This window comes from Xanthomonas sp. NCPPB 3200, assembly GCF_056393585.1.
This window is the reverse complement of the sequence record NZ_CM150785.1, coordinates 3,657,043-3,680,228: the sequence shown is the minus strand read 5'-3', so window position 1 is coordinate 3,680,228 and position 23,186 is coordinate 3,657,043. Positions and strand designations below refer to the sequence as shown.

General features: G+C 67.3%; 14 protein-coding genes and 1 pseudogene. 11 read left to right on the top strand and 4 right to left on the bottom strand.

All coding sequences use genetic code 11. From position 1 onward, the window contains the following. Positions 1-60: 60 nt before the first annotated feature. Positions 61-1,044: a LysR family transcriptional regulator gene (locus AC06DU_RS15885; protein ID WP_478202805.1), complete on the top strand. Its 984-nt coding sequence runs from the start codon at positions 61-63 to the stop codon at positions 1,042-1,044. 278 nt (positions 1,045-1,322) lie between these two features. After that, on the top strand, positions 1,323-1,604 hold the full coding sequence (locus AC06DU_RS15880; protein ID WP_104576725.1) for a hypothetical protein: 282 nt from the start codon (positions 1,323-1,325) through the stop codon (positions 1,602-1,604). A gap of 535 nt (positions 1,605-2,139) precedes the next feature. Here AC06DU_RS15880 and AC06DU_RS15875 read toward each other — a convergent pair. After that, positions 2,140-3,336, bottom strand: a complete 1,197-nt coding sequence (locus AC06DU_RS15875) for a GAF domain-containing sensor histidine kinase (RefSeq protein WP_024938175.1) — start codon at positions 3,334-3,336, stop codon at positions 2,140-2,142. Between the two features lie 303 nt (positions 3,337-3,639). Here AC06DU_RS15875 and AC06DU_RS15870 point away from each other — a divergent pair, with 303 nt between their 5' ends. From AC06DU_RS15870 to AC06DU_RS15860, 3 genes are all read left to right on the top strand, one after another. Then, a complete protein-coding gene (locus AC06DU_RS15870) occupies positions 3,640-4,074 on the top strand; it encodes a DUF2946 family protein (RefSeq protein ID WP_478202804.1) in 435 nt (144 codons plus the stop codon). A gap of 195 nt (positions 4,075-4,269) precedes the next feature. Next, complete coding sequence (locus tag AC06DU_RS15865) at positions 4,270-6,273, top strand: TonB-dependent receptor (RefSeq protein ID WP_478204428.1); 2,004 nt, start codon at positions 4,270-4,272, stop codon at positions 6,271-6,273. Further along, a complete protein-coding gene (locus AC06DU_RS15860) occupies positions 6,273-7,829 on the top strand; it encodes a PepSY-associated TM helix domain-containing protein (protein WP_478202803.1) in 1,557 nt (518 codons plus the stop codon). The genes AC06DU_RS15865 and AC06DU_RS15860 overlap by 1 nt, the downstream gene beginning before the upstream one ends. Positions 7,830-7,958: 129 nt before the next feature. Here AC06DU_RS15860 and AC06DU_RS15855 read toward each other — a convergent pair whose 3' ends face one another. The 3 genes from AC06DU_RS15855 to AC06DU_RS15845 all read right to left on the bottom strand — a co-directional run bounded on the left by AC06DU_RS15855 (position 7,959) and on the right by AC06DU_RS15845 (position 12,340). Continuing rightward, entirely contained in the window at positions 7,959-8,684 is a 726-nt protein-coding gene (locus AC06DU_RS15855) for a phosphoadenylyl-sulfate reductase (RefSeq protein ID WP_024940721.1), read from the bottom strand. After that, entirely contained in the window at positions 8,681-10,387 is a 1,707-nt protein-coding gene (cysI, locus tag AC06DU_RS15850) for an assimilatory sulfite reductase (NADPH) hemoprotein subunit (RefSeq protein ID WP_228912346.1), read from the bottom strand. Before cysI ends, AC06DU_RS15855 begins: the two co-directional genes overlap by 4 nt. Before the next feature lie 111 nt (positions 10,388-10,498). Continuing rightward, complete coding sequence (locus AC06DU_RS15845) at positions 10,499-12,340, bottom strand: assimilatory sulfite reductase (NADPH) flavoprotein subunit (RefSeq protein ID WP_478202802.1); 1,842 nt, start codon at positions 12,338-12,340, stop codon at positions 10,499-10,501. Positions 12,341-12,519: 179 nt separating this feature from the next. Here AC06DU_RS15845 and cysD point away from each other — a divergent pair, with 179 nt between their 5' ends. From cysD to AC06DU_RS15815, 6 genes and pseudogenes are all read left to right on the top strand, one after another. Next, a complete protein-coding gene (gene cysD, locus AC06DU_RS15840; RefSeq protein WP_024940718.1) occupies positions 12,520-13,428 on the top strand; it encodes a sulfate adenylyltransferase subunit CysD in 909 nt (302 codons plus the stop codon). Next, on the top strand, positions 13,428-15,404 hold the full coding sequence (cysN, locus tag AC06DU_RS15835) for a sulfate adenylyltransferase subunit CysN (RefSeq protein WP_478202801.1): 1,977 nt from the start codon (positions 13,428-13,430) through the stop codon (positions 15,402-15,404). Before cysD ends, cysN begins: the two co-directional genes overlap by 1 nt. A 260-nt stretch (positions 15,405-15,664) precedes the next feature. After that, a complete protein-coding gene (locus tag AC06DU_RS15830; RefSeq protein ID WP_046344036.1) occupies positions 15,665-16,738 on the top strand; it encodes an efflux RND transporter periplasmic adaptor subunit in 1,074 nt (357 codons plus the stop codon). Then, positions 16,735-19,860: an efflux RND transporter permease subunit gene (locus tag AC06DU_RS15825; protein WP_024940307.1), complete on the top strand. Its 3,126-nt coding sequence runs from the start codon at positions 16,735-16,737 to the stop codon at positions 19,858-19,860. The genes AC06DU_RS15830 and AC06DU_RS15825 overlap by 4 nt, the downstream gene beginning before the upstream one ends. A gap of 299 nt (positions 19,861-20,159) precedes the next feature. Beyond that, entirely contained in the window at positions 20,160-22,835 is a 2,676-nt protein-coding gene (locus AC06DU_RS15820; protein WP_167709528.1) for a M1 family metallopeptidase, read from the top strand. Positions 22,836-22,900: 65 nt separating this feature from the next. After that, positions 22,901-23,083, top strand: a pseudogene (locus tag AC06DU_RS15815) (hypothetical protein); the annotation flags it as partial. Between the last annotated feature and the right edge of the window lie 103 nt (positions 23,084-23,186).

Sequence of the window (23,186 nt, the reverse complement as noted above, 5' to 3'; positions counted from 1 at the left end):
GCAGAACTCCTCTACAGTCGAGTCCTTCGTGGCGCCTCGCGCTTTTTTGGATATAAGCCCATGACGCTGACCCAACTTCGCTATCTGGTCGCCATCGCCGATGCCGAGCTCAACATCACGCTCGCCGCCGCGCGTGTGCATGCGACCCAGCCCGGTCTGTCCAAGCAGCTCAAGCAGCTGGAGGACGAACTGGGCTTTCTGCTGTTCGTGCGCAAGGGGCGCAGCCTGGATGCGGTGACGCCGGCCGGCGTGGAAGTGATCGAGCGCGCGCGCTCGGTGCTGTCGGAAGCCAACAACATCCGCACCTACGCGGCCAACCAGCGCCGCGAGAGCCAGGGCCAGCTGACCCTGACCACCACCCACACCCAGGCGCGCTTCGTGCTGCCGCCGGCGGTGGCGCAGATCAAGCACGCCTATCCGCAGGTCAGCGTGCACCTGCAGCAGGCCGCCGAGAGTGCGGCATTGGATCTGCTCAGCCAGGGCGATGCGGATATCGCAGTGGTCAGCACCGCCGGCGGCGAACCGAGCGCCGGCATCGCGGTGCCGCTGTATCGCTGGCGGCGGCTGGTGATCGTGCCGCGCGGCCATGCGCTGGATCAGGCACGCACCGCGCCGGGCATGCAGGCGTTGTCGCAGCACCCGTTGATCAGCTACGAATCCTCCACGCGGCCGGGCTCGTCGCTGCAGCGCGCGTTCGCCCAGGTCGGGCTGGAGCCCAGCATCGCGCTGACCGCGCTGGACGCAGACCTGATCAAGACCTACGTGCGTGCCGGGCTGGGCGTCGGGCTGGTGGCGGAGATGGCGGTCAGCGCCAGCGACGAGGACCTGCGCGCCTGGCCGGCACCGGCGCCGATCGCCGAGTGCATCGCCTGGGCGGTGCTGCCGCGCGACCGCGTGTTGCGTGACTACGCCCTGGATCTGGTGCACGTGCTGGCACCGCAGATCGACAAGCGCGACCTGCGCCGCGTGCTTGACGGCAACCAGGCCCCGGCCTGGCCGCTGCCGCCGACCTGGGAATCGCTGACCCAGACCATTACCAGCTGAGCTGCCTGCCGAAGATTGCAGCGCGCCTCGAGCACGCTTGCTCACGACGTCTGCTGTGTCCGGGGGAATGCTTCGGTCACTGAGGGGCGCCTGCACGCGTACCGGCATGGGACACGCCGCAAGTACGTCCACGTAGCAACTGTGCAGCTGCGTCATGCTGGCGGTCAGTGTGCGGAATCGATGACGACTGTCCGTACACTGCGACCTGCGCGCCGGCGTACCGATTCCGCTTGGCTGCGCGCGCGGTCCCTGTTCGCCACTGTGAGGCACTGCCACCGATGACCGAGCCACTGCGTCCGCCCCTCAGCCGGCTGTGGTCGCCCGACCAGGACGGCGGCATGGCCTTGCAGCTGTCGGCACGCGTCGAGGGCCGCGAGCATGCGGTACTGACGGTGCTGGCCGATTCCCGGGACGAGTCGCTGTGGGTGGAACTGCAGGCCGATGGCACCCAGGTGCAGATTCCGCTGGCGGTGCTGCGCCAGCTGCTGGAGGTTGCGGCGGAAGAGGTGCATTCGGCGGACTGGTTCGCGCGCCAGGATGCGGACGATTCCGGGCTCTGAGACAGCCTGCGAACGCACATCGGGATGCTGCGCTGCAGCGTCCGCTTTCTTGAAAACCTTTCTTCTATCAATCACTTGAGAAGCGGTGCGCGCTCGCCAAAATGCGCGCTGTCGGTGATTCTCCCTACAGCTGTCAGGGCCGTGGCGGCGGGGTGGTCTGGTCGCATCAAGTTGCGCCCTGCGCTGTCGTAAATCCTTATAGCAACCATCACGCGACACTCTCGGACGTCTAGGGGTGGACGGCGCAGGACCGGCGATGCGGCACATCGCATCGCTGGTTTGTCTGTCGGTGTCGTCAAGCGGTTGCTGGCGCTGTCGCACCACCGTTGCGCGAGGCTGTGCAATGGAGCGACTGGCGCACCCGGGTCCCTGGGGAGAGACCTGGCGTGCTTGGCGGCGGATCCGGGTCGGGAGCCCGGGTCCGCCTTTTTTTTGCGTGGCATCGGCTGCATGGCGTTGCCGGTCCACGCAATGCCGGCAAGCAGCGCCCACCTGCTGCGCTGACTCGGTCTGGCCCGGCGCTACCGAGCGGTGGTCAGGCCAGCGGGATGCGTACCGAAAAGCAGGTGCCGCCGCCCGGGCGTGGGCGCACATCCACTTCGCAGCCCAGGGTCTCGGCGGTGCGGTGCACGATCCACAGGCCGATGCCCAGCCCGTCGCTGCGCGGGTCGGCCTGGCGGAAGGCCTGGAACACCTGTTCGGGGTGGTCCAGGTTCAGGCCGATGCCGCTGTCGATGATTTCCACCACCGCATGGCCGGGACGACGCCGGACGCCGACCAGCACGCGTCCGCGTTCGGTGTACTTGACCGCGTTGCCGATCAGATTGCCGAGCAAGGTGGTCAGCAGCGTGGGATGGCTGCGCACGCGTAGGGAGGTGGGCACGTGGCGCAAGGCCAGGCACTTGTCGATCGCCGGTTGCCGCCACACACCCAGCACCGAATGCAGCACATCTTCCAGCGCCAGCGGCTGCAGATCCGGCGTGGCGGTCTCGCTGGCGGCCGCCAGGGTGGCCAGCTCGTCGAGGTTGCGCGCCACCAGATTGATCGCATCGCGCGCGGTGACCAGGGTCGGCACCGAATCGACATTGGCATGCCGGCGCATCTTGTCGATGGCGTAGGCGGCGGTGCGCAGCGGGGTCTTCAGGTCGTGCCCGGCGATGGCCATCAGGCGACTGCGGTAGCGGTCGGATTCTTCGGCCACCTGCAGCGCGCGGCGCAGTTCCAGCTGTGCCATGGTCTGGCGTGCGAGTGCGCGCAGCGCATCGACCTGTTCGGCACTGAGCTGGCGCGGCTGGCGGTCGAGCACGCAAACCGTGCCCAGCGGCAGACCTTCGCTGGTCTTGAGCACGGCACCGGCATAGAAATGCAACGGCGCCTCGCCGGTCACCAACGGATTGCGCGCGAAGCGCACATCCTCGCGGGTGTCCGGCACCACCAGCACGTCGCTGTCGAGCAGCGCATGCGCGCACATCGACTTGAATAGCGGCGTCTCGCGCTCGCCCATGCCGCGTTCGCTCTTGAACCACTGCCGCTCGGCATCCACCAGGCTGATCAGCGCGATCGGCGTCTGGCAGATGATCGAGGCCAGCCTGGTGATGTCTTCGAAGGCGGCCTCGCGCGGCGTGTCGAGGATGCCGTAACTGCGCAGCGCCTGAAGGCGCAATGCCTCGCTCGGCGGCTTGGCAGCGCAGGGAAGGGGCTCGGCCGCTGGGTCGGACAGGACGGTGCTCATGCGCGCGCAGATGGATGGGTGACGTATAAGCATAGGGCATGCCAGGGCCTGCCATGTGCGCGCTGTCACGTCCACTGCTGGAACTGTGACTACCGACCTCGACAACGGCCGTGCATCGACCCTTCAGGGTTGTACCTGTGCGTCGGCGATTTTCGCGATGAGGCCGGCAGATGTCGCCCGACCAGAACGCGCGTCACTGGGCATTCTGTCCGGCGGGTCGACCGCTGCTGACAGGTGCGACATGCGGTCGCGCACCGGCCGCCACCATCGCCCCTGCGGCATGCGGCGGCTTACACTCGCGCAATGCCTTCGCTCCGCCGCCACCCTTGCCTGCATCTGCTTGCCTGTCTGGCGGTGCTGCTGATGCTGGTGGCGCCGCTGGTCAGCCGTTGGAGCCAGGCGCAGTCGCCCGAGCCGATGTGCATGAGCGGGCCGGTGCTGGACACGGGCGGTTCGCTGCGTGCGGACCATCAGGCCGTGCCGGCGCAGACGGCCGCGCACCATCACGACGCCGCTGCATCGCCCGCCAAGCCGCACACCGGCGAACACGCAGGCGCGCATGGTGAAGCCTGCGATTACTGCGTGCTGGCCGCGCGCCTGCTGCCGTGGCTGGCGTTGCTGGTGCTGTGCCTGCTGCAAGCGCGGCCGGCGCCGGCGCCGGTGCACAGGCAGGCGCGCGCAACATCGACGGTGCGCTGGGCCGCACTCGGGGCACGTGGGCCGCCGCTACACGCGTGAGTCTGGCCCCATCGCGGGCGTCCGTTGCGATGTAGCGATTGCGTGCCCGATTTTCCGGCGCGCCCGCACGCAGTTGCATGGACGACCCGCTCTCCTGACGTGATGCCTGTGCCCGCTGTGTTGCCGCGGCGCACGGCGGTGTTGCCGTGCCGGCACGGCGAAGGGTTGGTCATGCGGTTGCGATTATTGAAAACGCTGTGGTACGCGCCATCGTTGGCGCTGGTGTGGGGGCCTGCCTGCACTGTGCAGGCGCAGGATGCGGCATTGACACTGGGCAAGGTGCAGGTGAGCGCGCAGACCCAGCGCAGCCCGAGCACGGCACGTGTGCTGAGTTCGGTGGATGTGATCGGTGGCGAGCTGCTGCACGATCAGCACGTGGACTACAGCTGGGAGCTGTTGATGCGTGCGCCGGGCGTGCAGGTCACCCAGTTCCGCATGGGCACCGATGCGGGGCGGTTCTCGTTCCGTGGTTTCAATGGCGAGGGGCGCATCAACGCAGTGAAGCTGCTGATCGACGGCATCCCCAGCAACGACAATGCCGGCGGCATGCCATATCTGGATGCGGTGTTTGCGCAGGACATCAGCGCGATCGAGATCGTGCGCGGCACCAACGATGCACGCTATGGTCTGCATGCGATCGCCGGCAGCGTGGATGTGCTGACCCGTACCGGCGGCAACGATGGCCGCCTGAGCGTGACGGCTGGCAGTTTCGGTGCGCGCGAGGTGCAGTTGGGCAAGGGCTTCGAACATGGCGCATGGAGCCAGAACTATGTGCTGGCCTGGCGCGATTCCGATGGTTATCGCGAACACGCCGACGCGCGCAAACGCAGCGTGGCCGGCAAGTGGTTCTATACCGACCCCAATGGCGGCTTCCGTGCCGGGCTCACCACGCGTTACTACGACAATCACGCGCTGGAAGCCGGTTATCTGGATGCGGCCAGCGCACGCGCGGCGCCACGCAGTTCGCCGGCGTATGCGCAGGACGATCGCAGCGAACGCCAGCTGCGGCAGACCGCGTTGCACGCGGACGGCACGCTGGGCGCCGCTGCGCAGTGGAGCGCCAAGGCCTACCAGAACGATTACCGCAATCGGCGCTGGGTGCGCTTTTCCGCAGCCGGACTGCAGCAGGAACGCGATACCGACGAGACCCATCGCGGCCTGCTGTTGCGCGGCAACTGGCAGCCGGATTGGGGCGCGCTGGCGGCCAATCTGGAAGCCGGTGTGGATGCGCAGTGGCAGGACAACCAGTCGCAGCGCTACCGCACCGTGGCACGGGTGCGCGGCTCGCAATTGCGCGATTGGGATTACGACCTGCGCACGCGCGGGGCCTACGTACAGGCGGTGCTGACTCCGGTCGAGCGGCTGCAGCTGGTGCCGGGCTATCGCATCGACCGTGTCGATGGGCAGCTGCACGATGTGCGTGCCGGCATTTACGCACCGACGTACGACTACGGCACCATCAAGCAGCCCAAGTTCAGTGCCAGCTACCGGCTGGCCGGGCAAAGCAGCGTGTACGCGAACTGGGGGCGCAGCTTCCAGATCGGCAGCGGCGATGGCGCGTATCGGCGCCAGCCGGCAAATCTCGGCCCGTCGATCAATGACGGCTGGGAGGCCGGTTTCAAGTTCGCGCCATCGGCGCTGATGGACGGCCGCCTGGCGTATTGGGAGCAACGCGCTTCCGGCGAAGTCGCCACCATCCTGGGCGTCAATGGCGTGGCCGGTGTCGGCGATGTAGCCAATGTCGGGCGCACGCTGCGGCGCGGCTGGGATGCGCAACTGAACCTGCAGCCGGCCGAGCACTGGCGGGCCTGGATGTCGTACTCGCGGCAGAAGGCCAGCATCGCCACGCCGGACCCGAGTGCGCCGGCCACGCGCGGCAAGGAGATCGAAAACGTGCCGCACTGGCTGGCTACCGCCGGGCTGGAATGGCAGCTCACCGCGGCGGTGCAGCTGAGCGCCTGGGGCAATGCGCAAGGCGATTATCATCTGGAGCGCAGCAATACGCTGGGGCGCACCGGTGGCTACGCCCTGCTCAATCTGGGCGCGCGCTGGAACCTGGATGCACGCAATGCGCTCAGCCTGCAGCTGCGCAATGTCACCGATCGCGCGTACGTGTATGCGTGGTACGACACCGGTAGTTCCGGTTATTCGCCGGGCGATGGACGTGCGTTGTCGCTGTCCTGGGACTGGAGCTTCTGATGGGCGCAATCATGGGCGATGGCCGCGTCACCGATCCGCGCCGGAATGGCCGCTGGCGCTTTTATCGCGCGGTGTGGCGTTGGCACTTCTATGCCGGGTTGCTGGTGCTGCCCTTCATCGTCTGGCTGGCGCTGACCGGTGCGGCGTTCCTGTACCAGGAGGCGATCGACCGCAGCGTGCACCATGGCTTGAAGGTGGTGCCGGTGGGCGAGCTGCGGGTGTCTGCGCAACGCCTGGTCGATGCGGCGCAGCGCAGGTATGGCGGCAGCTTGTTTCGTTACACCACGCCCACACGTGCCGATGCCAGTGCCGAGATCGGGCTGATCGACACGCACGGTGCGCGGCAGGTGGTGTATGTCGACCCGTATCGCGCACGCGTGCTCGGCGCGCTGCCCGAGCACGGCACCCTGGCCTGGACGATTCGCAGGCTGCACAGTCTCGAGTTGATCGGGCCGTTTGCGCGCGGCCTGATCGAAATGGCGGCGGGCTGGGCGATCGTGCTGGTGCTGACCGGTGTGTATCTGTGGTGGCCGCGCGGGCGCCGCGGCGGGGTGGTCAGCGTGCGCGGCACGCCGCGGCAGCGGCTGTTCTGGCGCGATCTGCATGCGGTCACCGGTGCCGGCGTCGGTGCAGTGTTGCTGTTCCTGGCGCTGACCGGGATGCCGTGGTCGTGGCTGTGGGGCGCGCAGGTCAATCGCTGGGTCAATGGGCAGGACTTCGGATATCCGGCCGGTGTGCGGGTGCAGCAGCCGATGTCGCAACAGCGTTTGTCCGAGACGACCGATCCGGCGTGGTCGTTGCGGCAGGCGCGTGTGCCGGAGTCAGCGGTGCCTGGGCGTGGAGCCGCGGGGGGGGATGAGGGTCTGCATGACGGGCGGGTGGGTGTGACGCTGTCGGGTGCGGAACATTCGGAACATTCGGAACACGCGGAACACGCGGAACACGCGGAACAGCCAAGCCGGTCAGAACATGCGGTGCAGTCGGAACATGCCGCACACGGCGGCACCGGCAACGTCGCTGCGCCCGGTCACGGCGCAATCGGGCTGGATGCGGCGATGGCGCGGTTCGATGCGCTCGGCATCATGCCGGGCTACAGCGTCTCGCCACCGCGTGGCGCCACCGGGGTATATACCGCCTCGGTCTATCCGGCCGACCTGCAGCGCCAGCGCGTGATCCATCTGGATCAGTACAGCGGCGCGGTGCTGCTGGACATGCGCTATCGCGATTACGGGCCAGTGGGGCGCGCGCTGGAGTGGGGCATCAATGTGCATCTGGGCCAGCAATACGGCACTGCCAATCAGGTGATCCTGTTGCTGGCCTGCGCGGCGATCGTTCTGCTGTGCGTGAGCGCGGCGGTGATGTGGTGGAAACGTCGCCCGGTCGGCGGCCTGGGCGTGCCGCCGTTGCCGGCCGATCCGCGCACGCTGCGCGGTCTGCTGGCGCTGCTGGTGATCTGCGGGCTGATCTTCCCGCTGGTCGGGGTGTCGTTATTGCTGATGTGGCTGTTCGATCGCTACTGGATGCAGCGCAATCAGGCACGTGTTGCCGCGGCATGAGTACGTGCGCGTCACCTCAATGCGCTGCGGACGCGCCGAGTCAGGGATGCGCTTGGCGGTGTGCCCACCGGCAAACTCGACGCGTAGTGGTGCAGGCAAGCTTCGTAACGAGCGCGCGCTGTGCCGCGCTCAGATGTCCTCGTGGATGCCGCATTCCCGCTTCAACCCGAAGAAGCGCGTGTCCTCCTCGCGCATGCCCGGTTCCCAGCGGCGTGTGGTGTGGAAGTCGCCGATGGACACGTAGCCTTGTTCCCATAGCGGGTGATACGGCAGGTCGTGCGCCTGCAGGTATTGCCACACGTCGCGGTCGGTCCAGTCGGCGATCGGGCTGACCTTGTAGCGTTCGCCGCGCTTCTGCACGATCGGCGTCTGTGCGCGGCCGCCGGACTGGCTGCGGCGCAGGCCGGTGAACCAGGTGCCCACGTTGAGCTCGTCCAATGCGCGGCGCATCGGCTCGACCTTGCGCAGGTTGTTGTACTGGTCGATGCCGACCATGCCCTGTTCCCACAGGCGGCCGTGGCGCGCTTCCATCCAGGCACGGCTGACCAGCGGGCGGTAGACCTTGAGGTTGAGCTTGAGCCGGTCGGCCAGCGCGTCGGCAAACCGGTAGGTTTCCGGGAACAGGTAACCGGTATCGATCAGGATCACCGGAATGTCCGGGCGCTGCTGGGTGAGCAGATGCAGCGTGACCGCCGACTGCGCGCCGAAGCTGGACGACAGTGCCGCCTCCTGCGGGCCGTGTTGCAGTGCCCAGGCCACGCGCTCGTCGGCGCGCAGGCCTTCCAGCTGCGCGTTGAGCGCGTCCAGGTCGTCCAGCGCGGACGCAGTGATCGATGCAGCGGGCAGCGCGGTCATGCGAGCAATTCCAGGTCGAGGTGACGGTGTGTGGGGTAGGGCGGCAGCGCGATCAGGCCGCTGCGATGCAGGAAATCGCCGAAGCCTTCGTCGCCGGCCTGATCGCGTTCGGCCGCATAGCGCGCCAGCAACGGTTCCAGTGCGGCGAGAATGTCCGCTTCGGTGATGTTTTCGCGGTACAGCGTGTTCAGGCGCTGGCCGCGGCGGTCGCCGCCCAGCATCAGGTTGTAGCGGCCGGGCGCCTTGCCGACCAGCGCGATCTCGGCCAGATACGGGCGCGAGCAGCCATTCGGGCAGCCGGACAGGCGCAGCACGATCGGGGTGTCGGCCAGCCCGTGTTGCTCCAGCACCGGCTGCAGGGCCGCGCTGAAGTCGGGCAGGTAGCGTTCGGCCTCGGCCATCGCCAGCCCGCAGGTCGGCAGCGACACGCAGGCCATTGCGCCGCGTGCCAGCGCGGTGGGCGCGCGATTGCCGGCATCCAGGCCGTACTGCGCGACCAGGGCATCGACGCGCGCGCGCTCGCTGGCCAGCACGCCGGCGATGACCAGGTTCTGGTTGGGTGTCATGCGGAACTGGCCGACGTTCAATTGCGCAATCGCGCGCAGGCCGCTTAGATGCGCAGCGGTGTCGGTATCGGCAATGCGCCCGGCAGGCAGGGCCAGGGTCAGATGCGACAGACCATCGTCGCCCTCGACCCAGCCGTAGCGATCGCCGTTGTGCTCGAACGCGAACTGCCTGGCGGGTTGCAACGCAAAGCCGGCACGACGTTCGATCTCGGCCACGATGGTGTCCAGGCCGTGATCGTCGATGGTGTACTTGAAGCGCGCGCGCTTGCGCACCGCACGGTTGCCGAAGTCGCGCTGGGTGGTGACCACGGCGGTGGCCACCTCCAGCAACTGATCGCGGGTGACGAACCCGACGACATTGGCCACCCGTGGCCAGGTTTCCGCATCGCCATGGCTGGCGCCCATGCCGCCGCCGATGCTGACGTTATAGCCCAGCAACTCGCCGTCGTGCAGGATCGCGATGAAGCCTAGATCGTTGGCGAACACGTCCACATCGTTGAGCGGCGGCGCGGCGAAACCGATCTTGAACTTGCGCGGCAGATAACGGTCGCCGTAGATCGGCTCTTCTTCGTTGCCGGAGCCTGACACGCGCTCTTCGTCCAGCCAGATCTCGTAATACGCACGGGTGTTGGGCAACAGATGCTCGGACACCCGCGCGGCATCGGCATACAACGTGGCATGCGCCTGCGACAGCAGCGGATTGGCGGCGACCTGCACATTGCGATTGACATCGCCACAGGCGGCCAGCGTATCGATCAAGGTGGCATTGATCGCCTGCATGGTCGCCTTGAGTTCGCGCTTGATCACGCCGTGGAACTGGAACGCCTGGCGCGTGGTGATGCGCAGCGAATGATTGGCGTACCGCGTGGCGATGCCATCCAGCGCCAACCACTGCGTGGGCGAGATCACCCCGCCCGGCGTACGGGTGCGGATCATGAACTGGTACGCCGGTTCGAGCTTCTGACGACGCCGCTCATCGCGGATATCGCGATCGTCCTGCTGGTAGCTGCCGTGGTACTTGATCAGGGTCTGATCGTCCTCACGCAACGCACCGGTCACCGCATCGGCCAGGCTCTGTTCCAGCGACCCGCGCAGACGGCGACTTTCGGATTTGATGTCTTCGACGGAGTGGCTCATGACGGGATTCGGGAGTCGGGAATGGGGAATCGAAAAAAGCGGCTTGGTCTGCCAGGAAAGGTCAGTTGCGGGCTGTTCCGATTCCCGATTCCCCAATCCCGATTCCCAGCACTAATAGACATCACGCGCATACCGCCCCTCCACCTGCAGCTGGGTGAGATACGCCGCGGCGGCTTCTGCATCCACGGCGCCGTGGGTGGCGACGATGTCGAGCAGGGCGGCGTGCACGTCCTTGCCCATGCCGATGGCACCGCACACGTACAGATGCGCACCGCCCTGCAGCCAGGCGTAGACCTCGGCGCCGCGTGCGCGCAGGCGGTGCTGCACGTAGATCTTTTCGGCCTGGTCGCGCGAGAACGCGACTTCCAGTGCGTGCAGTTCGCCGCGCTGCAAGGCCTGTTGCCATTCGGCCTGATACAGGAAATCGGTATTGAAATGTTGGGCACCGAAGAACAGCCAGTTGCGGCCCTTGGCGCCGGTTTCGGCGCGCTCCTGTACGAAGCCGCGGAACGGCGCCACGCCGGTGCCCGGGCCGATCATCAGGATGTCGCGATCGGTATCGGCCGGCAGCCGGAAGCGCGCATTCGGCTCGATGTAGACCGGTGCGGTATCGCCTTCGCGCAATGCGGCCAGAAAGCCGCTGGCCGAGCCCAGGTGCGCATGCCCGTGCGCCTGGTAGGTGAGTTCGTCCACCACCAGGTGCACTTCTTCGCCCACGCGCTTGCGGCTGGAGGCGATCGAGTACAGGCGCGGGGTGAGCGGACGCAGCGCGGCCAGCAGGCCGGCATGGTCCCAATCCGCCGGCCAGCGTCGCAGCACGTCGATCAACTGGTGATCGGCAAGCAAAGACGCCAGGCCGGCGGTCTGGGTCGGGGCGAGCAGCGCTTGCAGCTCGTCGGCGCGCGCACGCTCGGCATGGGCGGCCAGCAGCGGCCGCGACAGCTTGGTCAGTTCGCGCCGGGTGGCCAGCCACTCGTGCAGGGCCAGAGTCTCTTCGCCGACGGTGACCGCGGCATGACCATCCAGACGCAGCGTCTCCAGCACCGCATCCACCAGCGCCGGCGGATTGCGATGGCGGATGCCTAGCGCGTCGCCGGGCTCGTAGCTCAGCCCGCTACCTTCCAGCGAAAATTCCAGATGGCGCACGCGCTTGCTCGGCAGTGCGTAGACGCGGAACTGCGGGCCCTTGAAGTCGCGCCCGCTGACGATCTGATTGGCCAGCAATTCCGCAGGGAAGGGCTGCTGATGCGACCACACCGGTGCGGCTGCACTGCTGCGCAACGGCGTGATGGTGGCCGATGGCGGGCCGCTCCTGAGCTGCTCGCGTGCATGCTTGAGCGCCTGCGTGCGCCAGGGCGCAGCGACACTGTCGATATCCAGATCGGCTTCGCCGCGCGGCTGCACGCGGCTACCGCCAAGCTCGGCCAGGCGGTCGTCGATGCGGCGTGCGATGCCGCAGAAATCGGCGTAACTGGAATCGCCCAGGCCGAGCACCGCGTACTTGAGCTCGGGCAGCTTGGGCGCGCGGCGGCTGGCCAGGAATTCCACCAGCCCGATCGCGTCGTCCGGCGGGTCGCCTTCGCCCTGGGTGCTGATGACCACGTAAAGCAACCGCTCGCTGGCCAGTTCGCGGGTGGGGTACTGATCGGCACGCAGCAGACGCACGCTCAGGCCGGCGGCCTCGGCCTCGGCTGCCAGCTGCTCGGCCTCCCGGCGTGCATTGCCGGTCTGGCTGCCGTACAGCACGGTCAGGCGCTCCTGTGCCGGCGCGTGCGGCTGGCCGCCCGGCAACACCGCCAGCGCGCGCGGCGGCTGGCCTTGTGCCAGCCCGGCGGTGTAGCCGGACAGCCACCACAGCGATGCGGCATCCAGGCCGTCGACCAACCGTTCCAGCAGCGCCTTGCGCTCGTCGGGCAAGGGGCTGGGCGGTAGCGCGGAACTGGCGGCGGTCATTCGGATCCAGGGCGGTTGATGAGACCAGTGATGTTAGGGAAGCGTTGCCGCGGCCAGAAAGGATGAGCCGTTATCGCGTTATGCCGGCCGCTTATTTGGGTGTGGGCGGCCCGCGCCACACACTGCGGCGCCTTGCCCTACCATCGGCTGGTCTGCCCGCCGACGCCCACGACACCCTGATGACTCTGCTGCCCCTGTCACACCTGGATCGGCTCGAGGCCGAAAGCATCCACATCCTGCGCGAGGTCGCCGCCGAGTTCCGGGCCCCGGTGATGCTGTATTCGGTGGGCAAGGACAGCTCGGTGCTGCTGCATCTGCTGCTCAAGGCGTTCGCGCCGTCGCCGCCACCGATCCCGCTGCTGCATGTGGACACGCGCTGGAAGTTCGGCGAGATGATCGCCTTCCGCGACCGCCGGGCGGCCGAGACCGGCGTGGACCTGCGCGTGCACATCAACCCCGACGGCATCGCCCAGGACGTCGGCCCGATCAGCCACGGCGCGGCGGTGCATACCGACATCATGAAGACTCAGGGCCTGAAGCAGGCGCTGGAGCAGGGCGGCTTCGACGCGGCGATCGGCGGGGCGCGCCGCGACGAGGAGAAATCGCGTGCCAAGGAGCGCGTGTTCTCGTTCCGCAACGCGCGCCATCGCTGGGACCCCAAGAACCAGCGCCCGGAATTGTGGAATCTGTACAACGCGCGCACCAAACCCGGCGAAAGCGTGCGCGTGTTTCCGCTGTCCAACTGGACCGAGCTGGATATCTGGCTGTACATCTACCGCGAACGGATACCGGTGGTGCCGCTTTATTTCGCCGCGCCGCGCCCGGTGGTGGAGCGCGACGGCGCCTGGATCATGGTCGACGACCACCGCCTGCCATTGCACGACGGCGAGACGCCGCAACTGCGCTCGGTGCGCTTCCGCACGCTGGGCTGCTATCCGCTCACCGGTGCGATCGAATCGACTGCAGACACGCTGGAAGCGGTGATCGCCGAAATGCTGGTCAGCACCAGCTCCGAACGCCAGGGCCGCATGATCGATCATGCGCCAGGCGCGTCGATGGAGCAGAAGAAGCTTGAGGGGTATTTTTGATGGGCAGGGAATCGGGAATCGGGAATGGAGAATCGGAACAGCAGTTCGCTGCGTCTGAATCGTTCGAGGATGCCGCTTTTGCCATTCCCGATTCCCGATTCCCGATTCCCGGCGCGATCAGCGCCTACCTGCATCAACACGAAGCCAAGCCGCTGCTGCGCTTCATCACCTGCGGCAGTGTGGACGATGGCAAGAGCACCTTGATCGGGCGCCTGCTGTACGACAGCAAGCGCCTGTTCGACGATCAGCTTGCCGCACTGGAGAGCGATAGCCGGCGGCATGGCACGCAGGGCGAGGGCATCGACTATGCATTGTTGATGGACGGGCTGGCCGCCGAACGCGAGCAGGGCATCACCATCGATGTGGCGTACCGCTATTTCGATACCGACCAGCGCAAGTTCATCGTCGCCGACTGCCCCGGGCATGAGCAGTACACGCGCAACATGGCCACCGGCGCCTCCACTGCCGATGTCGCGGTGGTGCTGGTGGACGCGCGCAAGGGCTTGCTGGCGCAGACGCGCCGGCACAGTTACATCGTATCGTTGCTGGGCATCGGACATGTGGTGCTGGCGGTCAACAAGATGGACCTGGTGGACTACGACGCGCAGGTCTTCGCCGATATCGTCGAGGGCTACCGCGCGCTGGCCGCGCAGTTGGGCATCGCCGATGTGCAGTGCATTCCGCTGTCGGCACTGGCTGGCGAAAATCTGTCCAGCCCATCGGCGCGGATGCCGTGGTACCGCGGCCCGCATCTGCTGCAGCATCTCGACACCGTGCACGTGGAGACGCCGGAAGCCGGCAGCGGCTTCCGCTTGCCGGTGCAGTGGGTCAATCGCCCCCATCAGCACTTCCGTGGCTACGCCGGCACCATCGCGGCCGGGCAGGTGCGGGTGGGCGATGCCGTGGTGGTGGTGCCGTCCGGGCGCCGCACGCAGGTGGCATCTGTGCTGGATGCCAATGGCGAGGTGGACAGCGCACGCGCCGGCCAGGCGGTCACGCTGACCTTGCGCGAGGAGATCGATATCAGCCGCGGCGACATCATTGCCGCCGTCGACGACCCGCCGGAAGTGGCCGACCAGTTCGCCGCGCATCTGCTGTGGATGGACGATGCGGCCTTGCTGCCGGGGCGCCCGTACTGGCTGAAGATCGGCACGCGCACGGTTACCGCGAGCATCAGCGAGATCAAGCACAAGGTCGATGTGAACACGCAGGAGCGGTTAGCCGCCAAGCGGCTGGAGCTCAATGAGGTGGGCTACTGCAATCTGGCGCTGGACGAGCCGATCGCGTTCTCGCCGTACGCGCGCAACCGCGTGCTGGGCGGTTTCATCCTGATCGACCGGCAGAGCAATGCCACCGTGGCCGCCGGCACGCTGGAGTTCGCGCTACGTCGTGCCGGCAACGTGCACTGGCAGCATCTGGACGTGGATCGCGCCGCGCGCGCGCGTATCAAGGGCCAGACCCCGCGCGTGCTGTGGTTCACCGGCCTGTCGGGCGCGGGCAAATCCACGGTCGCCAACCTGGTCGACAAGCGCCTGCATGCGCTGGGCTATCACACCTTCATCCTGGACGGCGACAACGTGCGCCACGGGCTCAACCGCGACCTGGGCTTCACCGACGAAGACCGCGTGGAGAACATTCGCCGCGTGGCCGAGGTAGCGCGGCTGATGGCCGATGCCGGCCTGATCGTGCTGGTGAGCTTCATCTCGCCGTTCCGCGCCGAGCGGCAACTGGCGCGCGAGCGCTTCGATGCCGGGGAGTTCGTCGAGGTGTTCGTGGACGTGCCGCTGGCGGTCGCCGAGGCGCGCGATGTGAAGGGGCTGTACCGCAAGGCGCGGGCCGGGCAGATTCCCAATTTCACCGGCATCGATTCGCCCTACGAGGCGCCGGCGGCGCCGGAGGTCCATCTTCACGCCGATGGTGAGAACGTAGAGGCGCTGGCGCGTCATGTGCTCGAGTTTCTCGGGCTGGAACGCTGAGCGGGGCTGACAGGACATAGCGGCAGGCGTCAGGTGGGTGTGGGCAATGCGAAGCCGTCATGCATGAATGCGTACATGCAGCGGCCGAGCGGTGGCCGCGTCCGTCCGGCAGCCACGCCGCCATGTCGGTGGCTGCGCTGGCCAGCGCATCGCGCCGACGACAGCAAGGGTCTTTGGTCATGGTGCAAAGCACGCCCTTTCTGTCAACTCCATGGCGGCTAGGTCGTTAAACTTTCGAAGTACCCCGCCAGGATGTTCTGATGCTTGTTCGACCCAGCGCGCGTTTCGGCGCAGCGCTCTTGTTGGCCGTCGCGCTGGCCGGTTGTAGCCGTGAGGCCGCCGCGCCGGCCGCCGCCAAACCCATCCCGGTCTCTGTGCAGGCGGTGACCACCCAGCCCTGGAACTCGACCGTGCAGTCGATCGCCACCGTGCGTGCGCGCGAATCGGTGGCGCTGACCGCGGCGGTGAGCGATGTGGTGGAGCAGGTCAATTTCGACAGCGGCGACGAGGTCAAGGCCGGGCAGCTGCTGCTGCGGCTGCGCGGCAATTCGCAGCAGGCGGCACTGACGGCCGCGCAGGCCACCTTCGAGGAAACCGATCAGCTGTACCGGCGCCAGTTGAGTCTGGTTGGCCAGCAACTGGTGGCCAAATCCACTGTCGATACCCAACGCGCGCTGCGCGATGCGGCGCAGGCGCGCGTGCAGCAGATGCGCGCGGAGATCACCGACCGCGAGGTGCGCGCGCCGTTCTCCGGTGTGCTCGGCATCCGCCAGATCAGCCCGGGCTCGTTGATCACCTCCAGCACGGTGATCGCCACGCTGGACGATGTGGCGCGCATGTACGTGGACTTCCAGGTGCCGGAGTCGCAGTTCGGCCTGGTGCAGCTCGGCAATACCGTCAATGGCACCGCGGCGGCGTATCCGGGGGAGCAGTTCGAAGGCGTGGTCGCGGCGATCGATTCGCGTATCGACGAGACCACCCGCTCGGTGACGGTGCGGGCGGACTTCCCCAACGGCGACCGCCGGCTGCGCCCGGGCATGTTGCTGGATGTGCGCCTGTTCCAGCCGGCGCGGCAGGCGGTGGTGATCCCGGAGATTGCGGTGGTGCAGGTGGGGCGCGAGTCCTACGTGTTCCGGGTCAAGCCCGACAGCAGCGTGGAGCGCGCCGACGTGCGCCTGGGCGAGCGCCGCGACGGCAAGGTGGAAATTCTCGACGGGGTCAAGGCCGGTGAGCGCATCGTGGTCGACGGCACCGGCAAGTTGCGTCCGGGCCTGAAGGTGGTCGATCAGGCCGCGCCTGCATCTGCAGCGGCGCGCCCGCAGGCAGCACGATGAAACTCTCCGACCTGTCCATTACCCGCCCGGTGATGGCGGTGGTGATGAGCCTGCTGCTGATCGTGCTGGGGGTGATGTCGTTTACCCGGCTGACCTTGCGCGAGTTGCCGGCAATCGACCCGCCAATCGTGTCGGTGGACGTGGAATACACCGGCGCCTCGGCGGCGGTGGTGGAAAGCCGCATCACCCAGGTGCTGGAAGACGCGCTGGCCGGCATCGAAGGCATCGAGACCATCGAGGCGCGCAGCCGCAACGGCTCTTCCGATATCAGTATCGAATTCGTGCAGTCGCGCGATGTGGAAGCCGCCGCCAACGACGTGCGCGATGCGGTCAGCCGCGTCTCCGACCGCATGCCCGACCAGGCGCGCCCACCGGAGATTTCCAAGGTCGAGGCCGACGCCGACCCCATCCTGTGGCTCAACATGAGCTCCAGCACGATGGACACGCTGCAGCTGTCCGACTACGCCGAGCGCTATGTGGTGGACCGCTTCTCCAGCCTGGACGGCGTGGCGCAGGTGCGTATCGGCGGGCGCCAGCGCTATGCGATGCGGATCTGGCTGGACCGCGATCAACTGGCCGCGCGCGAACTGACCGTGGCCGATGTGGAAGCGGCGCTGCAGAACGAGAACGTGGAGCTGCCGGCCGGCAGCATCGAATCGGCGCAGCGCGATTTCACCTTGCGCGTGGAGCGCAGTTATCTCAAGCCCGAGGATTTTGCCAAGCTGCCGCTCAGCAAGGGCGAGGGCGGCTATGTGGTGCGCCTGGGCGACGTGGCCAGGGTCGAGCTGACCTCGGCCGAGCGCCGCGCCTACTTCCAGAGCAACGGCGTGCCCAATGTGGGCCTGGGCATCGTGCGCAACTCCACCGCCAACGCATTGGATGTTGCACGCGAGGCGCGCGCGCAGGCCGAGGAAGTGCAGAAATCGCTGCCGCAGGGCACCAACATCTTCGTTGCCTTCGACACCACCACCTTCATCGATGCGGCGGTGGAGCGCGTGTATCACACGCTGATCGAAGCGGTGGTGCTGGTGCTGGTGGTGATCTGGGTGTTTCTGGGCAGCGCACGCGCGGCGCTGATTCCTGCGGTGACGGTGCCGGTGTGTCTGATCGCCGCATTCATCGCGCTGTACGCGTTCGATTTTTCGATCAACCTGCTGACCTTGCTCGCGCTGGTGCTGTGTATCGGCCTGGTGGTGGATGACGCCATCGTGGTGGTGGAGAACATCCAGCGCCGCATCGACCTGGGCGAGCCGCCACTGGTGGCGGCCAAGCGCGGTACCGGCCAGGTCGCCTTCGCGGTGATCGCCACCACCGCGGTGCTGGTGGCGGTGTTCCTGCCGGTGGGCTTTCTGGAAGGCAATACCGGGCGCCTGTTCCGCGAGCTGGCGGTGGCGTTGGCCGCGGCAGTGGCGATCTCGGCCTTCGTGGCGCTGACGCTGACGCCGATGATGTCGTCCAAGCTGTTGCGCTCGCACGGGCAGGCCAGGCCCAATCGCTTCCATCGCTGGTTCGATGGCCGCATGCAGGCAGTGTCCGGGGCGTACGGGCGCTCGCTGGAGCGGCATGTGCATCGCACCTGGATCTTTGCGCTGCTGATGCTGTTGGCACTGGGTGCCAGCGCGTGGTTGATGGGGCGGATTCCCTCCGAGCTGGCGCCGGCCGAAGACCGCGGCAATTTCCAGATCATGATCGACGGGCCCGAAGGCGCCGGCTTCGATTACACCGTGGGGCAGATGCATCAGGTCGAGGCGATCCTTGGCCCTTACGTGGGCCCGGACAAGCCCATCGTGCGGGCAAACCCGCGCGTGCCCGGCGGCTTCGGCAGCAGCGAGGAAATGCACACCGGCCGGGTCAGCGTGTTCCTGCAGGACTGGGAAAAACGCACGCGCCCGACCACCGAAGTGGCCGACGAACTGCAGCAGAAGCTCAACGTGCTCAGCGGCGTGCGCGCACGCACGCAGGTGAGCGGCGGCCTGGTGCGCAGCCGCGGCCAGCCGTTCCAGCTGGTGCTGGGCGGGCCGGATTATGCGGAGATCGCGCAGTGGCGCGATCGCATCCTGCAGCGCATGGAAGCCAATCCCGGCCTGGTCGGCCCGGACTCGGACTACAAGGAAACCCGCCCGCAGATGCGCGTCAACATCGACCGCCTGCGTGCGGCCGATCTGGGCGTGCCGGTCACCGCGATCGGTGGCGCGCTGGAGGCGATGATGGGCTCGCGCCGCGTGACCACGTTCGTGGACAACGGCGAGGAATACGACGTGATGCTGCAGGCCGGCCGCGAAGGCCGCATGGCGCCGGAAGACCTCACCGCCATCCGCGTGCGTTCCACACGTGGCGAGCTGATTCCGCTGTCCAACCTGGTCACGCTCAGCGAAGTGGCCGAAGCCGGCACCCTGAATCGCTTCAACCGCCTGCGTGCGATCACCATCAGTGCCGGCCTGGCGCCGGGCTACCCGCTCGGCGAGGCGATCGCCTGGGCGCAGCAGACCGCGCGCGAGGAATTGCCCGAGTATGCGCAGGTGGACTGGAAGGGCGAATCGCGCGAATACCAGCAGTCCGGCAGTGCGGTGCTGCTGACCTTCGGCATGGCCTTGCTGGTGGTGTATCTGGTGCTGGCCGCGCAGTTCGAAAGCTTCGCCCATCCGCTGGTGATCATGCTCACGGTGCCGTTGGCGGTGCTGGGCGCGCTGGTCGGGTTGTGGGTCACCGGCGGCACGCTCAACCTGTTCAGTCAGATCGGCATCGTGATGCTGGTGGGGCTGGCGGCCAAGAACGGCATCCTGATCGTGGAGTTCGCCAATCAGTTGCGCGACGAAGGCCGCAGCGTGCATGAGGCGATCGTGGAATCGGCATCGGTGCGCCTGCGTCCGATCCTGATGACCTCGATCGCCACCGTGGTCGGCGCGATTCCGCTGGTGGTGGCCGGCGGGCCCGGCTCGGCCAGCCGCGCCACGATCGGCGTGGTGGTGATCTTCGGCGTGTCGCTGTCCACCTTGCTGTCGCTGTACGTGGTGCCTGCGTTCTACAGCCTGATTGCGCCATTCACCAAGTCGCCCGAAGCGGTGGCACGCGAGCTGGAAACCCTGGAGGCGCAGACGCCGTCGGTAGGCGGTCATGCCTGAGTGATACCGGCAGCGGTGCGCTGCTGCCGGTGGTCGACGACGCGAGGATGCTGCTGCATCGGCGTCGATCGCTGCGTTTGCATTTGACTGCATCGCAAACAAAACCCAAACATCGGGGCGCAGGCTGTGTCCATCGAGCGCGGCAGCGCCAGGCCAGCGCGATCGATGCGACGCCGCAGCGCGGCAGGTTGCCTTTGCGGGCGGCGCGCTCACCGCATCGGTCGTGCAATGACTAAGGTCACATGACAGTCATGCCCGGCTGTGGTCGACTCCCGCAGTTGCCCTGACCGGAATCGCCAATGCGTCGTCTTGCCTGCCTGCTTGCTCCCTCTCTCCTTGCGCTGTGCTGTGGCACCGCGCTGGCGCAGTCCTCCGGCGAGCCGGTGCCCAATGGCCGCCTGCCGACCTGGGCAGTGCCCGAGCGCTACAGCCTGTCGTTCAAGATCGATCCGGACCAGAGCGAGTTCAGCGGCCGCACCAGCATCCGCGTGCAGCTCAAGCAGCCCTCCGATCACCTCTGGCTGCACGGCAAGGAGCTGAAGGTCAGCAAGGTCACGGTCAAGCCGGTCAAGGGCAAGGCACTGACCGCACGCTATGTGCAAGCCGATGCGCAGGCCGGTGTGGTGCGCCTGGATTTCGGCCGCACGCTGCAGCCGCAGACGCTCACCGTGGACATCGTCTACAGCGCGCCGCTCAATCAGCAGCTGCAGGGCCTGTATCAGGTGAAGTACCAGGGCCAGGCCTATGCGATGACGCAGATGGAGCCGATCAGCGCACGCTACGCGTTCCCCGGTTTCGACGAACCCGCATTCAAGACTCCGTTCGACCTCAGCCTGACCGTGCCCACCGACGACCAGGCGCTGGCCAACACCATCGCCACCTCGAGCAAGCCGGCCGGCAAGGGCTGGAAGACGGTGACCTTCGCTCCGACCGTGCCGCTGCCGACCTATCTGGTCGCCTACGCCGCCGGCCCCTGGGATGTGGTGGACGTACCGGCCATGCCGGCCACCCCGCAGCGCCCCAACCCGACCCCGCTGCGCGGCATCGCCGCCAAGGGCCAGGGCCCGCGTATCACTCCGGCGCTGGACCAGACCCCGGCGATCATTGCCGCGCTGGAGGACTATTACGCCTTCGGCTATCCGTTCGACAAGCTCGATCTGGTCGCCGCGCCGGACTTCAGCGCCGGTGCGATGGAAAACCCCGGGTTCGTCACCTTCCGCGACTGGCTGCTGTTGCTGGACAAGGACTCGCCGGCCGAGAACGTGCAGCGCTCCTTCAACACCAATGCGCATGAGCTGGCCCACCAGTGGACCGGCGACGCCGTCACCATGGAATGGTGGGACGACCTGTGGTTGAACGAGGCGTTCGCCACCTGGATGCAGCAGAAGATCACCATGCAGCTGCACCCGGAATACCGCGCCAATCTGGACCGCATCGGCGGCGCGCAGTACGCGATGGACAACGACAGCCTGGTCAGCGCGCGCAAGATCCGCCAGCCGATCACCGGCAACGGCGATATCGAGACCGCCTTCGACGGCATCACCTACCAGAAGGGTGCGGCGGTGCTGGCGATGTTCGAGGCTTTCGTCGGCGAAGACGTGTTCCGCCAGGGCATGCGCGCCTACATCGCCAAGCACAAGTTCGGCAGCGCCACCGCCGACGATCTGGTCGATGCGATCGCCGATGCCGCCGGCAAGGGCGAGGAGTTCAAGGCCGCCTTCCGCAGCTTCCTCAATCAGCCGGGCGTGCCGTATCTGCAGACCCAGCTCGCCCGCGAAGGCGGCAAGACCGTGGTCAAGCTGCAGCAGCAACGCTATCTGCCGCTGGGTTCCACCGGCTCCACCGCGCAGCAATGGGGCGTGCCGGTGTGCGTCAAGTACGGCAAGGGCAAGAACCAGGTCGGCACCGCCTGCCAGATGCTGGCAGACGGCAGCGGTAGCATCGTGCTGGACGGTGCCGGCAAGAACACCTGGGTGTTCCCGAACGCGCGTGGCGCCGGCTACTACCGTTTCAGCCTGCCCAAGAAGCAGCTGGCTGAACTGGGCAAGCAGGTCGGCCAACTCGACGACAACGAACAGCTGGCCTATGCCGATGCGATCGATGCGGCCTACCGCCACGGCGATACCGACGGCGACGCCGTGCTGGCAGCGCTCAAGCAGTTGGCGCCGTCCGAATCGGCCGATGTGTCCACCGCGCTGCTGAACCGCTTCGTGTGGATCTGGCGCTACCAGGCCACCAGCCAGGCCCAGCGCGACGTACTGCGCAAGGCGGCCGAACAGGCGTATCTGCCGCGTCTGCGTCAGCTGGGTTACACGCGGCGTAGCGGCGAGTCGATCGACGACACCAGCCTGCGCTCGGCGCTGGCCGGGCTGTTCGCGCTGCGCCTGCAGAACGCGGAGGTGCGCAAGGCACTGCTGGCGCAGGGCGATGCGGTCCTGGCCGGCGGCAACGGCGCGCTGGACTTCTCCAAAGCCAATCCGGATCTGCTCGGCACCGCACTGGCAGTGACCGCGCAGGAGCGCGGCGCACCGGCAGTGCAGAGCCTGATCGATGCATTGCGCACGCATGCCGACCCGGCGCAGCGCAACGCCATGATCGCCGCCCTGGGCACGCTGCAGGACCCGGCGCTGCTCAAGCAGGTGCGTGATTTCGCGCTGACCGATGCGATCAAGGTGGGCGAGATGAAGAGCCTGCTGATGCGCGGTCACGGTTACGAGGCCTCGCATGCGTCGATGTGGCCGTGGTTCACCGCCAACTTCGACCGTATCGTGCAGCGCAGTGGTTCGTTCGACGGCGGCGGATTGCCGGCGCTGGGTGCGTCCGGCGGTTGCAGCGTGGAAGAAGCCGACCGCCTGGATGCGTTCTTCAAGCCGCGCCTGGCCACGCTCAGCGGCGCCGACCGCGGTATGGCGCAGACCGGCGAGACCATCCGCCTGTGCGCCGCGCTCAAGCAAGCGCAAACCACCAAGCGCTGAGCCGCGGCCTGCGGCCCGGGTGCGCGGTATCGGCAGTGGCGATACCGCGCACATCGCATCAGGAACGGCTACAGGCAACTGCATGTGCCGCCAGTCGGGCGCGGCGGGACCATCCGGCATCGGCCAGGGTGCTGCTGCGCAACGGCGTCGTCGAAGAAGGCTGCAGCCGCGGCGCGATCATGCGGCCGGATGGGCTGCACGATTTGCGCGTGCTCGCGCGGGTGGGGGTGCCGGACGATCTGGACTGATCCCGGCCATGCGCGCTGGTGAATGCGTGGGCCAGGCGCATCTGCACGCGGCAGGTTGGCGCAGATCCAACACCGGCATCGGCACCGATCCGCGTGTCCTGCA

Coding starts and splice junctions, on each gene's coding strand:
- AC06DU_RS15875 (WP_024938175.1), bottom strand. CDS start 3,336: ATGAGCACCGTCCTGTCCGACCCAGCGGCCGAGCCCCTTCCCTGCGCT.
- cysI (WP_228912346.1), bottom strand. CDS start 10,387: ATGAGCCACTCCGTCGAAGACATCAAATCCGAAAGTCGCCGTCTGCGC.
- AC06DU_RS15825 (WP_024940307.1), top strand. CDS start 16,735: ATGAAACTCTCCGACCTGTCCATTACCCGCCCGGTGATGGCGGTGGTG.
- AC06DU_RS15820 (WP_167709528.1), top strand. CDS start 20,160: ATGCGTCGTCTTGCCTGCCTGCTTGCTCCCTCTCTCCTTGCGCTGTGC.
- AC06DU_RS15885 (WP_478202805.1), top strand. CDS start 61: ATGACGCTGACCCAACTTCGCTATCTGGTCGCCATCGCCGATGCCGAG.
- AC06DU_RS15880 (WP_104576725.1), top strand. CDS start 1,323: ATGACCGAGCCACTGCGTCCGCCCCTCAGCCGGCTGTGGTCGCCCGAC.
- AC06DU_RS15860 (WP_478202803.1), top strand. CDS start 6,273: ATGGGCGCAATCATGGGCGATGGCCGCGTCACCGATCCGCGCCGGAAT.
- cysN (WP_478202801.1), top strand. CDS start 13,428: ATGGGCAGGGAATCGGGAATCGGGAATGGAGAATCGGAACAGCAGTTC.
- AC06DU_RS15870 (WP_478202804.1), top strand. CDS start 3,640: ATGCCTTCGCTCCGCCGCCACCCTTGCCTGCATCTGCTTGCCTGTCTG.
- AC06DU_RS15830 (WP_046344036.1), top strand. CDS start 15,665: ATGCTTGTTCGACCCAGCGCGCGTTTCGGCGCAGCGCTCTTGTTGGCC.
- cysD (WP_024940718.1), top strand. CDS start 12,520: ATGACTCTGCTGCCCCTGTCACACCTGGATCGGCTCGAGGCCGAAAGC.
- AC06DU_RS15855 (WP_024940721.1), bottom strand. CDS start 8,684: ATGACCGCGCTGCCCGCTGCATCGATCACTGCGTCCGCGCTGGACGAC.
- AC06DU_RS15845 (WP_478202802.1), bottom strand. CDS start 12,340: ATGACCGCCGCCAGTTCCGCGCTACCGCCCAGCCCCTTGCCCGACGAG.